We start from the raw sequence: 14,449 nt of genomic DNA on the forward strand, positions 1-14,449 counted from the left end.
TGCCCTCCCTTTTTTATGCGCCGTAACTGGCGGCAATCACAATGAGCGCCAAAAAACAGACCAACTGAACACAAAAAAAGCTGAACCGAACCGCCACGAACCCATCGGTTTGTACATGGGACACGTGAACCAGCGACTGACACACGCGAGCGATCAGCACCAGAATGGACAAGGCGTTCACGACAGGGCTGTCGATACCCAAGGCCGAGATCACGAATACGATCGCGCCAAACACCGGAAGGTTTTCCACGCAGTTGGCGTGTGCCCTTGTTCCGCGCCGATACCAGTCCGCGCCTTCAAGCTGATCGCTTCGGAACGATCCAATCGCAACCTTGGCGAATAATATGCCGCCCCAGCGATACACCCCGACCGTTGCCATCAACAGCAGCAGCGTCCAGGTCGCGAATCCAAGCAACATCCACATCGGAATCGTCATGGCTGCCGTCCTCGATCAATCATTTTCTGAACGTCATCCCCAGCTGCCCGCTGTCGATCAAGGGCTCATGATGGGGGCCAGCGCGGTCTGAATCCTGGACATCTGCTCCGGAGTCGTCATGCGCGTCAACAGCCGACCGAAGTGGGGATGCTGCACGCCCGAGATAATGTATTGCCAGCGGTAGGCACCCAGTACCGAGGCTTTGATCTGTGCAGCCTCATCGACACCGAACGAGGGTGAGACATTGCGAACGAAGTAATCGGCATCGGCCGCGGCTTGTGCTTGCAGGATGTCGTCGACGGCGGCCACCAGCACAATCAGATCGTTCACGGCCTGGTCGCGTTCGGTGGGTGAGCATCGCGCGTGCTCGGCCTTCCACTCCAGTTCATCGAGCACGACGTGCCGGCTTTCATCTTTCCAGTGAAATTTGAAAACGTCCTTGAACAGCGGGCACAACTCCTCGCGCGGGGCGATGCTTTGCGCGTAGTGCGTTTGCACGAACAGCTCGATATGACAGGTCAGCGCCAGTACCGACCAGGTGCTGGACGCCAGTACCACGCGCGCCACATCGTTGGGGTCGGCCACTTGGCGATACCCCGCCGGCATGTGTGCGCCGATCATCGTCTCCATACGCCGGAACATTTCCTGATGCTTGATCTCGTCATTGGAAAAGCGCACCAGCGCCTCGAGTGCCAGTTGATCGTCGAATACGTGGGCTCGACCCTGATCGAGCATTTTGGCGCTGATAAAGCGCTCGACCAGGCCGAAGATGTAGGCGTAGGTGCGGCCCTGAATCTGGCTGAGCAAGCGTGCCTCGTGCGGAGCGAGAAAAGTCAGGCGATCGATCTGCGATAGCCCGTCGGGCAGGAATTTACGCGAGAAGTCGAATTGCCGGTCCTGCAGCAGATCGCGATCGATCTGCCATTCGGCTTTCTTCGATGACCTGACCATCTGGGCATAGCGGGCAGCGTTGCGCGGGTCTGGAGAGGTTAGGGTGACGAGGCTGTTCATAGCGATCTCCTGCTTACCTGTTCGAGCTGAAATAGGGCAATTACGGAGCCAATGACCCTGGGTGAAACCTTGGGGGGATCGCCTCGATCGCCGGGTCCGCGTTGGTGCTAATCTAGGCCTCGCGGTTCAGGCGAAGAATGACCGATGCGCCTGATTACCTGCTCCGGACTCCGGAAAGGAGGGCTGGCCTTTGTTGGATGCACTGTCTGATGTCTTGCGTGTGATCCGGCTGTCTGGAGGGGTCTTCCTCGAGGCAGAGTTCACTGCGCCCTGGTGCATCAGCGGGAAAATTTCCGCAGACGATTGCAAGCCGTACCTGGCGGCCCCTCGACATATCATTGCCTCGCATTTTGTCGCCGCCGGCAGTATGCAAATCCGGATCGAGAAGGGGAGCGCCCTTGACGTACGGGCAGGTGAGCTCGTTCTGCTGCCTCGCAATGACCTGCATACCTTTGGCAGCGACCTGAGCGTTGCGCCCATGCCGGTGAAGGAAGTCATTGAACCACCTGACATCGGCGGCATTTCACGGATCAAATATGGCGCAGGTGGCGAATCCACGCAGATCCTGTGTGGGTTCCTGGGCTCCGAAACCGCCTTCGGCCCGTTGCTTTCGACGTTGCCAGCCTTATTGAAACTGGACTTGCGCGCGACGGCTTCGGGCGCCTGGATTGAAAGCTCATTTCGTTTCGCTGTCAGTGAGATCGCAGCAGGGCGTGTCGGCTCGGCAACGGTCATCGCCAAGCTGTCCGAATTGCTCTTCGTCGAAGCCGTCAGCCAGTATGTCGCCAGCCTTCCCGCCGAGCGGCGCGGGTGGCTGGCGGGCTTGCGAGATCCGCACATCGGACGCGCATTGGCGCTGCTCCATGCGCGTCCAACCGACAGCTGGACCGCAGAGGCCCTGGCGCTGGACGTGGGCATGTCGCGCTCGGTTTTCGCCGAGCGCTTCACGGCATTGGTCGGACAGCCACCGATGCAATACCTGACGCTCTGGCGTATGCACCTGGCGGCGCAACAACTGCGCGAAGGGCACGGGAATGTGGCGCAGATCGGCTTTGCCGTGGGCTACGAGTCGGAAGCGGCGTTCAGCCGTGCCTTCAAACGCCAGTTCGGCACATCGCCTGGCGCCTGGCGCAAACAGGCCGGGCACCCTGACACCCTGTAGGAGCAAGCTTGCTCGCGATGGACGTCAACGATGACACGCATCATCTGAATGAACCCGTTGTCTTGAATTTTTCGCGAGCAAGTTTCGCTCCTACAGTAATGCTGTTCACTTCAGGACATCTCGAGACGGACATGAAACTGTGGCGAGCGCCTGTCTATAAGTGAACAGCATTACGCCCCTACAGACGCTTCGAAAGCCTGGTCACTTTGCCGAGCTCGCCTGTTTGATATCACCGCAAAAAAGATCGACGTTGCCATCGGTTGCCGCACTTCGCACGACCACGGAGTACTCACCGGCCAGCAGGGTGGACAACGGCACAGGCGCGGTTCTGGAAAAGCTCCAACCGCGTACAGGTTGCCGCTCGGTGTTGACCCGATCATTCAATTCGTACGCGACAGCCCCGGGTTGCTGGCACGTGCCTTTATAGATGAACGAATAGAGGCGCAAAGGCAGCACCGTTCCGCTGGGGATGCCACTGATGAAGAAACTGAGCCCGGTTTGTTTATCCCACTCGGTCAACGAAACAGTGCCGATCTGGCCGGCGTTCTGCCGGGTGGCTTGCAGGGGAACGTTCACGCTCTGGCCGGATGACGTGGCGCAGCCGTAAAGGCTTGTGGCGACCATGAGCATCGCCATCGGGTGTCTGAGTTTCATTTGCCAAACTCCTGTGCTGAAAACGCCAAGGGGAGATTAGCGGGTATAGCTCATTCATCGCCTTTGCGGCGCAATTCCTGCCTGCTGGCTTATACCGGCGTCCCGCCGCAGACTCTGTAGGAGCTGCCGAAGGCTGCGATCTTTGATCTTGCGTTTAAAAACCAAAATCAAAAGATCGCAGCCTTCGGCAGCTCCTACAGGGGGCGTGTGGTGTCAGTGCATGACCCAGCTCAGCAACCACCGCCCCAGCATCAACCCAATGGGCCTTATGTGACGGGGTTGACCCGCTGAAACTGGACCCTTTGAAAACTGACTATCTGCTGCGCGGTTCGTATTTGCAGGACGCTCATGCTGAAATTTATTCGGTAGACCAGGTCAGCGCCTCGAAAAACACCGCAAGGCACGACTATGTGCCCTTCAGCAGTTTCCAGCACAAGGGCGGCATGCTGCGCGACGAGGAGCCTGAGCGCTATTTCCATACGCGGTTGAAACGCGCGGTCAATGGTCTGAATGACACCTGGTTGATCCTGGGAGGCGAGGGGTTCAAGGCCGATTCGCTGATCGAGAATCAGGGATTGTCATTGCGCATGACCGGTACCAATGGCCAACTCCCGCGCCAGGTCCTGCAAAGCACCTTGCTCGACACACTGGCGCAGTCCTCCCAGGTGGACCTGCGGGTGCGCAATCTGTGTGCGCCGACCTTGCCGTGCTACCCACCGAACCGTGACCGCTTCCACTGGCGAGTGATGAGCCACCTGGGCTCGAATTTCCTGCCGATGCTCGACAACGCCGAAGTGCTGCGCGGCACGCTGGCGCTGTATGAGTGGACAGGTAGCGAGGCGAATCGTCGACGCCTGGACGCCATCGTTGAGGTCAAACACGGCCTGTTACAGCGCTTCGAAAAAGGCTTCCTGCTGCGCGGCGTCGATATCGAAGTCACCCTCGATGCCAACGGCTTTTGCGGCGAGGGGGACATGTGCTTGTTCGGCGAAATGCTCCATCGCTTCTTCGCCTTGTACGCCGACATTCACCTGTTCAACCAGCTCACGCTGATCCTTCAGCCTTCCGGAAAATGCCTGCGATGGAACGAGAACCACAGTCAGCGTATTCCCGGTTGAACCTGGTGGGGAGCGAGCAGGCTCGCACACAGTTTTGTGATTCAGCGCCTACAAGCTCCCCACCCGATGCCCGCCATCCACCGCCAGTACGCGATATCTGCCATTTGATCGACAGGCGGCGTTGAGTCGTTTCGATTTTTGAGGGTTCCTCTTTGGCCGGATGCGCCTGTGCACCTTCAATATTCATATCGACTGTACCGGCCCCTTCGCGAGCAAGCCCGCTCCCACAGGTTGCGTGTCGATTGCATAGTCTGTGAACGACACAAAACCCTGTAGGAGCGAGCATGCTCGCGATGGACGTCAACGATAACGCGGGCTGTCGGGTGGCATCGATGTTGGCTGCACTGGCCTCTTCGCGGGCAAGCCACGCTCCTACAGATATTGTGTCGATTGCGCTATCTGTAGGAGCGAGCACGCTCGCGATGGACGTCAACGATAACGCGTGGTGTCGGGTGGCGTCGATGTTGGCTGCACCGGCCTCTTCGCGGGCAAGCCGCGCTCCCACTGATTTCGATAGAAAGGCCGGCCTCAGATTGCACGTTGGTTTACGCGTGCCATGAGCTGTTCGGCGCTTTCCTTGCGTTCCGAATAGCGATCCACCAGGAAATCCTGACGGTCACGCAGCAGCAGGGTGAACTTCACCAGTTCTTCCATCACGTCGACCACTCGATCGTAGAACGCCGAGGGTTTCATCCGGCCGGCGTCGTCGAACTCCATGTACGCCTTTGGCACCGAAGACTGGTTGGGGATGGTGAACATGCGCATCCAGCGGCCCAGCACACGCAGCTGATTGACCACGTTGAAGGACTGCGAGCCACCGCAGACCTGCATCACCGCCAGCGTCTTGCCCTGCGTCGGGCGAATGGCGCCGAGTGCGAGGGGGATCCAGTCGATCTGCGCCTTGAACACGGCGGACATCGCACCATGGCGCTCCGGTGAACACCAGACCTGACCTTGCGACCACAGCACCAGGTCGCGCAGTTCCTGGACCTTGGGGTGGTCGGCAGGCGCGTCGTCGGGCAGTGGCAACCCAGAGGGATTGAAGACGCGGGTTTCGGCGCCCAAGTGCTGCAACAGTCGAGCGGCTTCTTCCACCAGCAGACGACTGAACGAGCGCTCGCGGGTCGAACCGTACAGCAGCAAGATACGTGGCTTGTGATCACCCGGACGGGGTGCGGTCTGCGCGTCGTCGAACAGCGACAAGTCAAGGTTGGGCAGTTGTTCTGACATGGGGCCTCCGGCTCAGAGAGCGCCGATTCGATCCAGCTCGCGTTTGAGTTCATCGCGGCTGAGGCTGTTGAAGGGAAGGGCGAGGAAGGCTTTGCAGCGTTGCTCGATGTGCGCCAGTGTGGCGCGGAAAGCGGCGTCCACCGTGGCTTCGTCACCCACCACGTCAGAGGGGTCTTTCAGGCCCCAATGGGATTTGAGCGCTGGGCCGAAGTACACCGGACAGCTTTCACCGGCCGCCTTGTCGCACACGGTAATGACGATATCCGGCAGGTTGCCCTCAAAGGCGTCATTGCCCTTGCTGCTCAAACCCTCAATGGAAATGCCGGCCTGCTGCAGCGTGGTGAGGCTGCGCGGCAACACTTGCCCCTTGGGAAAGCTCCCGGAGCTCACCGCTTCGAATCCCTGCGGCGCCAAATGATTGAACAGGGCTTCTGAAAGGATGCTGCGGCAACTGTTGGCCGTGCACATGAACAGGACACGCATGGATTGCTCCTTCCGCGTTTGCGGACATCAAAGGCTCAGGCGCAGAGCCAGCGCCGAGAGGGTGATCAACAGAACCGGAAGAGTCAGCAAGAGGCCGACCTTGAAGTAGTAACCCCAAGTAATGCGCATGCCCTTGCGTTCCAGCACGTGCAGCCAGAGCAGCGTGGCAAGGCTGCCGATGGGGGTGATTTTCGGGCCCAGGTCGCAACCGATGACGTTGGCATAGATCATCGCCTCGCGGACAACACCCTGCGCATCGCTGGCCTGAATCGACAGTGCGCCAATCAGCACGCTGGGCATATTGTTCATCACCGACGACAGCAGCGCGGACATCAGGCCGGTGCCGATGGCGGCGCTCCAAAGACCCTGTTCGGCGAGGCGGTCGAGTACATGGGTGAGCGCATCCGTCAGCCCGGCGTTCTTCAGGCCATACACCACCAGGTACATGCCCAGGGAGAAAATCACCACCTGCCAAGGGGCTTCGCGCAACACACGCCGTGTGGAGATCTTGTGGCCTTTTGCGGCGACCGCGAAGAGGATCGCCGCACAAACTGCTGCGACCGCACTGATGGGAATTCCCAAGGGGTCCAGGGCGAAGAGACCCACCAGCAACACAAGCAATGTCCACCAGCCAACGATAAACGTGGCGCGGTCGTGAATCGCCGCTTCGGGTTTCTTCAGTGCATCGATGGCATAGCGTTGCGGCACATCCCGTCGGAAGTACACAAAGAGCACCAGCAAGGTGGCGGCGACGCTGGCCAGGTTTACCGGGACCATCACCGAGGCGTACTCGGCGAAGCCCAGTCCGAAGTAGTCGGCGGACACGATGTTCACAAGGTTGGACACCACCAGAGGCAGGCTGGCGGTGTCAGCGATGAAGCCGGCGGCCATGACGAACGCCAGGGTCGCGGCAGGGGAAAAACGCAGCGCCATCAGCATGGACATGACGATGGGCGTCAGGATCAGCGCTGCGCCGTCGTTGGCAAACAGCGCGGACACCGCAGCGCCCAGCAGCACGCAAAACGCGAACAAGCGGTAGCCGCTGCCATTGGCCCAGCGCGCCACATGCAGGGCGGCCCATTCGAAGAAGCCGGCTTCATCCAGTAACAGACTGATGATAATGACGGCGATGAACGTAGCGGTGGCGTTCCAGACAATGGCCCACACCGTCGGAATGTCTTGCAGCGATACTGCGCCCACCGACAGGGCGATGACCGCGCCGATAGTGGCGCTCCAGCCTACGCCGAGGCCCTTGGGTTGCCAGATCACCAGAACGAGGGTGAAAACGAAAACAGCTACAGCGACCAGCATTGAAGGCTCACTCATTCAGGGGTTCAGCAACAGGCAACATCGCGGACAGGGCGTCCATCCATGTTTTGCAGGCGCGAGGCGTTGTTCTGCAGCCACTCGGTGTTGGCCTGCAACGTCACCTGCAGCATGTCGTGCACCCAGGCAGGAAGATCCGGATTGAGGCGGTAGTAAACCCACTGCCCCTGGCGGCGATCCAGCAGCAGGCCACTGCTGCGCAGTTGGGCGAGGTGGCGACTGATCTTCGGTTGGCTGTCATCGAGGGCACACATCAGTTCGCAAACGCAAAGCTCGCCCTGGTTGGCGATCAACAACGTGGCGCGGACGCGAGTTTCGTCAGCCAGGCTTTTGAATACTTCTGGAGGCGTGATCATGCCGGGTACCTTTTACATATGGATAATCAAATATACGGATATCCATATGTATTGGGCAAGCCATCTGCGAGTGAACGGTCGCTCCTGGCCAGTTGCAGAACGCTTCTTCTCGGACATGAGATCGGCGTAGCACCAGACAGAAAAAGCAAAGCCCCGTAGGTTCGCGGCCTCGGGGCTTCTATTTTCGCCTACATCCCTTAATGTCGAGCGAACGTGGCGGCGAGACTACCAGCGATTTTTTGAGGGTTCACTACGGCCAAAGATGGATTGTGTTTGCTCGGCAGGACGTCGCAGGAGGGTAAATCTCGGCTGTCTTGGATTGGGAGGACTTTCCAGGCAAGGACGCCGGGCGATTGCAGGTGCGCAGTACAACACCGCTACCGAACTGGTTTGAACCTGCATCTGCATAGCATTTGATCAGCCACTTACTAGTCTTAAAGTCTAGTGTCTGTGAGTAGCGACACAATAAAGGTCAACCCCGTCAGTCCTTGATCCGCAGCGTTTCTCATCACTCAGGCGGGCGTGCAGAGGTTTGGGTACGCGATGTTCTTCATGAGTGATTCTGCGCTGAAAGAACTGAAAACCGGCAATGGGTTTGAGGTTGGCGTGGGTCCAAGCATCGTGGTCGAAGATGCAGGCGCGGCCAAGACGCTGACGACTTCAACGATTCAGTCTGATATCTATGCGTTCATCTTTGATCAAAAGGGTTTAATGGCTGGGGTGGGTTTGCAGGGCTCAAAGATTAGCAAGCTCAGTCGCTGAAATCGTCGGCTATGCTCCGACTGATTTGCCATGCAATTACAGAAATGGGCCACCGTGTTGGCCCATTTGCTCATAGCTCAGGGGGAGCGCCGTGTCTTTAGAAATCCAGCTTTCGGAAAATGTGACTGAAGCAGAGCGGTTAGGCATTTTGACGCCATTACTGGCCCATAATCTGGCCAATGGTGGGGATGACGCCCATGAAACATTTGCCCTGTTGCTACGTGACCCTGACAGTAACGACGTGATAGGCGGGTTGTACGGCAAAGTCTCCTATCAATGGCTGCTCATTGATCTTGTCAGTGTTCCCGAGTCGATGCGTGGCCGAGGCATCGGAGAACGGCTAATGCGCATGGCCGAGGACATCGCTCAGAAAAAGAACTGCACTGGCATCTGGTTGGAAACCTTCAGCTTTCAAGCACCAGGCTTTTATCAAAAACTGGGCTACTCCGAATTCGGACGCCTGGCAGACTATCCACCGGGACATACCCGGCTCTACTACCAGAAGCTGTTGCGTTGACAATGCCTTGATTTAAGTTGACTGATTTCCTCAGGGCGTGAAGCGGCGGGTAATGCATCTATTAAATTGGGGGCGATTCAGAGAGAGGGTGGAAGCTATCTAAAACCACTGCGATCTATTTTGGTTTTGCTGGGCCGATCCGAAGCGTTCATCGCATCGTATTTGACCAAACGCTTAGTAGGGCTAAAGTCCAATTGTTTGTGAGCACGACGCAATAAAGGTCGGACCTGTTAGACGTTAGCCAGCAACGGCTGTCGTCACGCAGGTTCATCAGTGACGGGGGGTAGAAAAAGAGTATTCCTCATGATCAAACACCTTCAAATAATGGCATTGGTTTCTATCTTCGCGATCGTTGCGGGGTGCCAAACGGATCAATCGACTTCCGCCTCTGATGTGAAGGCTGCGAACGCTCAGATGGATCAGGAGGCAAAAGCGGCGTTAAAGAGTTTATATAGCAGTACGCCAGAAGCGCGTGTCTTAGCGCAGAAAGCCAAGGGTATCCTCGTTTTCCCGGATGTGCTGAAAGCGGGTCTCATTGTCGGTGCACAGCATGGCGAAGGCGAATTGATCGAGAACGGCAAAGTCACGGGATACTACTCGACCACTGCAGCCTCATACGGTCTTCAGGCGGGCGCGCAGAAGTTTGGTTACGTGATGTTCTTCATGACCTATTCAGCGATGAACGATCTGAAAAAAGTTAATGGCTTTGAGGTCGGCGTGGGCCCAAGCGTTGTGTTCGTAGATTCAGGCATGGCTAAGTCGCTGACTACTTCAACGGCTCAGTCTGATGTTTATGCGTTCATCTTTGATCAAAAGGGCTTAATGGCCGGGCTGGGACTGCAGGGTTCAAAAATTACCAAGCTCGATCGTTGAACCCGTCGGTCGCTTCAGCTGGAGGCTCGAGTGACAGCTAGCGAGCCTCCTCGTTGCCTTCAGGAGTGCGGAGTTGGTCAAACCACAGCCAACGAAAAAATGACAGGTAGAAAGAGGTGTGGTTTCGACCCACAGCAGCTGGTGGTCTACGAAATCCTGAGCAAAGCAAACCTCAGCCGCTGAGACCAATATCACATCAGCGCCAACGCTTGCCGACGGGTGATCCGCAGTGCAGCAGGTAAAGGTCGTTCACGTTATGCCGACGATACCGTCCGGGGTGAAATTGACCTTGTCGCGCCCACTGTTTTTGGCCGCATACAGTGCCTTGTCGGCTTCGTTGAGCCAGGCGCTGGGGGTGGCCATTTCACTGTGGTACGACGCAAGGCCGATACTCAGGCTGACCCGCAGCTCGGGCCATTGTTCATTGCGATAGTTGCCCATCACCTGCCGCAGGCGCTCCATTACATCGCAGGCGTGGCTCAGTGAGCTGTTGAGCAGGATCACGCAGAATTCGTCACCACCATAGCGACCCGCCAAGTCGCCTTGGCGCAGGTTTTTTTTCAGTTCTGCGCTTAGCTGACACAGCACACCGTCGCCGACGATATGGCCATAGGTGTCGTTGATTTTCTTGAAGTGATCGACATCGATGATCGCTATGACCGCTTCACTGCGCTCCTGCCGGCAGGTGTAAAAGCGCAAGTGAAGCAAGTCCTTCAACGACCCATGATTGAGCAAGCCGGTAAGGCCGTCGGTTCGGCTCAGAACGCCGAGTTTTCGTTTATGTTCGGCGAGCTTGATGGCCAGGCGATAACAGACCCCACCTACGGCCAACGGGTAGAGCGTCAGCATCGGCAGGCAGGCGTAGATCTGCAGCTGGGTGGCTGCAAGTACCAGCCCCGGGCCGAACAACGCGACCGACACCAGCATCCCGGCACCTTGGGCCAATGCACCCTGCACAAACAGGCGCTGACCGCCGGCAGCGATGTTGTTCATCGTCATCATCGAAAGGATGGTGACGGTGGGCAGCGGATTGAATTGCATGGTTGCAGCCCAGAATCCGCCTAACAATGAATCGTAAAGCAGGTTGCGGCGCTCTGCCTGATAGGGCTCGCGTGTACGAGTGGCCAACTGATAGGCCAGGTGCGGCCAGGCCAGACCGTTGAAAAACAGAAGTATCCATACCCATCCTGGCAAGCCGAGTGGCGCGATCGCGGCCAGCACACTGAGCATACCGATCGACAGTCCGATGATGCGTGGCGGGTAAATCCGTTTGGCGAACGATAGTCCTTTGCCGATTTTATTTGCTTCATCCCAGACGCCAGTCACCTTCAGCTTCCTCTATCGTCCATCCAGTTTGGGAAAACATTTCTATCGTAAGTCCGAGCGACACCGCCTTGCAGTTTAAACCACTTATTCACGCGCTAGATTGGTAAACACTTTTCGAACTTCCGCTCCTGACCGTATTCTGCCCGTTGCGACAGTCAGAACACGACCCAAAGCCGACTGTGATGCCAGGCGGCTTTGGGTTGAAACGGTCACGTAAGGGGATTTTGCGTTTGCCGACGACATGGCTAGCCGTTGGATAGAGGACGCTAACCTTTGCCTCCGCTAATTCCGCTGCCACCGCTGCCTCCGTTGCCGCTGCTATCTCCCTGGTTATTCTCGACCTTGACCTGTGGTCCGACGCCATCTCCCGTACGGAATGTCGGTAATGCAACCGAGTTCACGAACTTCACGCCGTCCCAGCTGGGCAAGGGGGTGGGCATCAACTGGAACTGGCCCGGGTGCTCGGAGTCCCAGCGCAGCAGCATCGAGGTGTCTTCATGCTGGGTATTGTGGCAGTGCTCCATGTAGGTACCGGCAAACTCGCGAATGCGTAAGGCCACTTCGACATTGTCGAGGCTGTCGGGATCGGGGCCTATACGGTAGATGTCTTTGCGCGCCCCTTTTTCCCATTCAGGTGGTGCCTTGCCGCCTCGACTGAGAATGATCCCTTCCTCGAAGTGCACATGCACCGGGTGATTCCAGCCATTGCCGCCGTTCTGGATCTTCCAGATTTCCAGCGTGCCTTCGCCCTTGAACCCCGCCGGTGTTGGGCCAGTGGCCAGTTTTGGCGCGGCTGAAATCCGCCGCGGGTCCATGTTGAAGCCCTGGCCGCCATCGGTCTTGATCGTCCAGGGCGTCAAATCCGTGCCGTCGGAGCGACCAAAGATAAAGGAGCGGTGCCGCGCCTGGGCAAGCTTGGCGATATCGGCAGGGTCATCACGGTGCAAGGGTAGGGGAATCATGAATTTGCCCTCGGGTTTGCCAGGTTTGGCGGGCTCGAAGTCGACCGGATTCATGCTGACATCCTGGCCGGTGTATGGCTTGACGTTCAGTTGCATGAATACGCCGACGCCGGGGTCACCGTTGATCCACTGCGGTCCGTGGCTGGTTGGCCTGACCACGGGCAGGTACTTCTCGGAGAGTACATCTGCCAATGGAATGTCACGGTTGGGGCGCTTGCCGTCTTCATGCTCCTCGATGTTGACGAAGAAAAGCTTGTCGCCCGGCTTGATGCCGTTTTTCGAGAAGTCGACGATGATGTCATAGCGTTCGGCAATGCCCATCATCGGAAGAATGGCATTGTTGTCCTGTTTGTCGCCGTCGCCATCGAGGTCCAGGCTGCCATCGAACGGCACCGCGTGCTCCATGATATTGCCGTCGTTGGCAATCATGTGGAACGGCACCCGGTTGTAGGAAACCCCGGAGTTTTTCGGGCCGGGAAACTCCCCACCATTGCCATTGACCTGACGCACCAAGGCCAGCTTGAAGAAGCGAGAAACCGATCCGTTGAGAATGCGCAAACGGTAACGCCGGGCACGTACGTCCAGGAAGGGTTTGAACTCCCAGTTGGTCAGTATCTGGTCACCGAGAAACCCGTCGGTGTTGAAGGGGTTGAACCACAACTGGCCGGTCTGGTCCCAGGCCTTGTCGGCGATCGTCAGGTTGATGTCGTAGTCACGGTTACCCCAGCCCAGCGCCGAGCCGCTGGGCAAGCGCAGGTTGACCCCATCGTCGACCGCCTCGTTGCCACGGTCCACGGCGCTGTAGTAGTTCATCATCGTCGCGTTGCCCTTGTAGACGTTCTGCGCGGTGAAATCGAGCATGTGGTCGTGGAACCAGTGGGTGCTCATGGTTTCGCGCCAGTCGCCACGGATCTTGATCGTGCCGTGGTCGCAGGTCTTGAAGCCGGGGCTGGCGTCGTTGACGAACAGGGTTTCACCGGGGTCGCACGGGAAGGCCGCCCGTGGATCCTCGGCCTCGGTATTGATGGTGTCGTAGCCGGCCAACTGGATCGGCCAGCGATAGTCGTAGTACTGGCCCGGAAAGAAGAATGCGTTGGTAAAACCGTCGCTTTCAGCAGGCGAGTGGCCGTTATGTTCGTGGGTCGTGATGGTGTGCAGGCCAAAGCCGCGGTTGGCCGCAGGGTCGATGGGCAAGGCATCGTAATGACGCATCAGCATCGCCTGGCCATAGCGTACCTGGAGCAGTTTGGGTGGAAAGGTGCCGTCGAACGTCCATAACGCGTTGTGGTCCTGAATGGGGAGGTTGGGATGAAACTGCACCTGAATACCCTTGGTGGTGCCCTCGTTGGCCGGGTCGCCGTTGGTGTTGTGATAGAGGCCGCCCGGCGCAAACTCGCCCACGGCGTAGTTATGCCGTTGTGCACGATCACGCAAGCCGCTGTTGACGTGCGCACCTGCCTGTACGGTCTTGAAGGCATCGCGCGGGAAAAACTCATTGAAACGCTGGTGCGACCAGCCTTTTCCCGGTGGCCGGCCTTCTGCGGGTGAATCGACCCGGCGATTGAGGAAATCCTCGATCTGCGCCTTCCAGGGGTTGCGGTCCAGCACATTGGAAAATTCTGTCGGGAAGGGCGTCAATGCCGGCTGCCTGAGAAAGGCATCCAGCGCAGCCGGCGACGGGCCGCTGCGTGCGACCTTCAATGGATCTTGCGCCGGTGCTGGGCCCACCGTCGGGACCGGAAACGGGACGGGTGATGGTGGGTCAGTTGCATTGAGCTTGTTTGAACCGAACTCCTCGAACAGTTCAAGTTTCTGGGTGAACGGTTGAGCCCCGAACAACGGGCTGGCATTGCCGTTAGTGGGGATATTGAAGCTGGGTTGCAGATCAGGTGGCAGCACATTGTCGGCCAAGGGGGTCTTGCGGTTACCGACCACGCCATTGGGCAAGTCGAAGGCACCGACGTTTGCCGCAGGCTGCTTGCGCAAATCTTTCAAAGCGGCATCGGGGTTGGCAGGCTGATTGGTGAACGCCGAAGGGTCGGTAGGCGGTGGCGGATCGGTGTTGTCGAGGGGGGCTGCCAGGGTCTGGGATAAGCCCAACCCCAGCATGATGACGGCAGCAGAGATACTCTGTGCCAGCCTGGTTTTGGACAACGGACCAGGATGCAACCTTACGGTAACTGGTTTCATCGAAAACACCTCTGAGGGGTTCCGCGGAGCACGTGGCAATGCA

General features: G+C 58.1%; 13 protein-coding genes and 1 pseudogene. 5 read left to right on the plus strand and 9 right to left on the minus strand.

What is annotated here, in order from left to right:
• Positions 1-13: 13 nt before the first annotated feature.
• Complete coding sequence (locus ABTV22_RS11605; protein ID WP_433740238.1) at positions 14-436, minus strand: MAPEG family protein; 423 nt, start codon at positions 434-436, stop codon at positions 14-16.
• Between the two features lie 57 nt (positions 437-493).
• Positions 494-1,447: a diiron oxygenase gene (locus ABTV22_RS11610; protein ID WP_433740239.1), complete on the minus strand. Its 954-nt coding sequence runs from the start codon at positions 1,445-1,447 to the stop codon at positions 494-496.
• Positions 1,448-1,637: 190 nt separating this feature from the next.
• Between ABTV22_RS11610 and ABTV22_RS11615 the strand changes: the two genes are divergently transcribed.
• Positions 1,638-2,609 carry an AraC family transcriptional regulator gene (locus tag ABTV22_RS11615; RefSeq protein ID WP_433740240.1) on the plus strand — a complete coding sequence of 324 codons (972 nt, stop codon included), beginning with the start codon at positions 1,638-1,640 and terminating at the stop codon, positions 2,607-2,609.
• 201 nt (positions 2,610-2,810) lie between these two features.
• Here the strand turns inward: ABTV22_RS11615 and ABTV22_RS11620 are convergent, their stop codons facing one another.
• Positions 2,811-3,263 (minus strand): hypothetical protein, encoded by a 453-nt coding sequence (locus tag ABTV22_RS11620; RefSeq protein ID WP_433740241.1) that lies wholly within the window; start codon positions 3,261-3,263, stop codon positions 2,811-2,813.
• A 281-nt stretch (positions 3,264-3,544) separates the two neighbouring features.
• Here ABTV22_RS11620 and ABTV22_RS11625 point away from each other — a divergent pair.
• Positions 3,545-4,381 (plus strand): annotated as a pseudogene (locus ABTV22_RS11625) (type VI secretion system baseplate subunit TssF); the annotation flags it as partial.
• A 528-nt stretch (positions 4,382-4,909) separates the two neighbouring features.
• On the opposite strand, the gene arsH reads toward ABTV22_RS11625, so the two are convergent.
• From arsH to ABTV22_RS11645, 4 genes are read right to left on the minus strand one after another with little or no spacing between them, the layout of a single operon-like run.
• Positions 4,910-5,611 carry an arsenical resistance protein ArsH gene (gene arsH / locus ABTV22_RS11630; RefSeq protein ID WP_433740242.1) on the minus strand — a complete coding sequence of 234 codons (702 nt, stop codon included), beginning with the start codon at positions 5,609-5,611 and terminating at the stop codon, positions 4,910-4,912.
• Positions 5,612-5,623: 12 nt separating this feature from the next.
• The gene (locus ABTV22_RS11635; RefSeq protein ID WP_433740243.1) at positions 5,624-6,094 is read right to left on the minus strand and encodes an arsenate reductase ArsC; all 471 of its coding nucleotides are present in this window, start codon (positions 6,092-6,094) and stop codon (positions 5,624-5,626) included.
• A 27-nt stretch (positions 6,095-6,121) separates the two neighbouring features.
• On the minus strand, positions 6,122-7,405 hold the full coding sequence (locus tag ABTV22_RS11640) for an arsenic transporter (protein WP_433741369.1): 1,284 nt from the start codon (positions 7,403-7,405) through the stop codon (positions 6,122-6,124).
• 23 nt (positions 7,406-7,428) lie between these two features.
• A complete protein-coding gene (locus ABTV22_RS11645) occupies positions 7,429-7,776 on the minus strand; it encodes a metalloregulator ArsR/SmtB family transcription factor (protein WP_433740244.1) in 348 nt (115 codons plus the stop codon).
• 552 nt (positions 7,777-8,328) lie between these two features.
• Between ABTV22_RS11645 and ABTV22_RS11650 the strand changes: the two genes are divergently transcribed.
• The 3 genes from ABTV22_RS11650 (at position 8,329) to ABTV22_RS11660 (ending at position 9,928) form a co-directional block, all read left to right on the plus strand.
• Positions 8,329-8,538, plus strand: a complete 210-nt coding sequence (locus tag ABTV22_RS11650; protein WP_433740245.1) for a hypothetical protein — start codon at positions 8,329-8,331, stop codon at positions 8,536-8,538.
• A 91-nt stretch (positions 8,539-8,629) separates the two neighbouring features.
• Positions 8,630-9,055, plus strand: coding sequence for a GNAT family N-acetyltransferase (locus tag ABTV22_RS11655; RefSeq protein WP_433740246.1), 426 nt, complete (start codon positions 8,630-8,632; stop codon positions 9,053-9,055).
• A 303-nt stretch (positions 9,056-9,358) separates the two neighbouring features.
• Positions 9,359-9,928 (plus strand): YSC84-related protein, encoded by a 570-nt coding sequence (locus tag ABTV22_RS11660; protein WP_433740247.1) that lies wholly within the window; start codon positions 9,359-9,361, stop codon positions 9,926-9,928.
• Positions 9,929-10,177: 249 nt separating this feature from the next.
• Here the strand turns inward: ABTV22_RS11660 and ABTV22_RS11665 are convergent, their stop codons facing one another.
• On the minus strand, positions 10,178-11,254 hold the full coding sequence (locus ABTV22_RS11665; protein ID WP_433740248.1) for a diguanylate cyclase: 1,077 nt from the start codon (positions 11,252-11,254) through the stop codon (positions 10,178-10,180).
• 266 nt (positions 11,255-11,520) lie between these two features.
• Positions 11,521-14,406 carry a multicopper oxidase domain-containing protein gene (locus ABTV22_RS11670; protein WP_433740250.1) on the minus strand — a complete coding sequence of 962 codons (2,886 nt, stop codon included), beginning with the start codon at positions 14,404-14,406 and terminating at the stop codon, positions 11,521-11,523.
• Positions 14,407-14,449 lie beyond the last annotated feature (43 nt).

Origin of the sequence: Pseudomonas putida, from assembly GCF_050990305.1 — a bacterium.
Taxonomy (GTDB): domain Bacteria; phylum Pseudomonadota; class Gammaproteobacteria; order Pseudomonadales; family Pseudomonadaceae; genus Aquipseudomonas; species Aquipseudomonas putida_AH.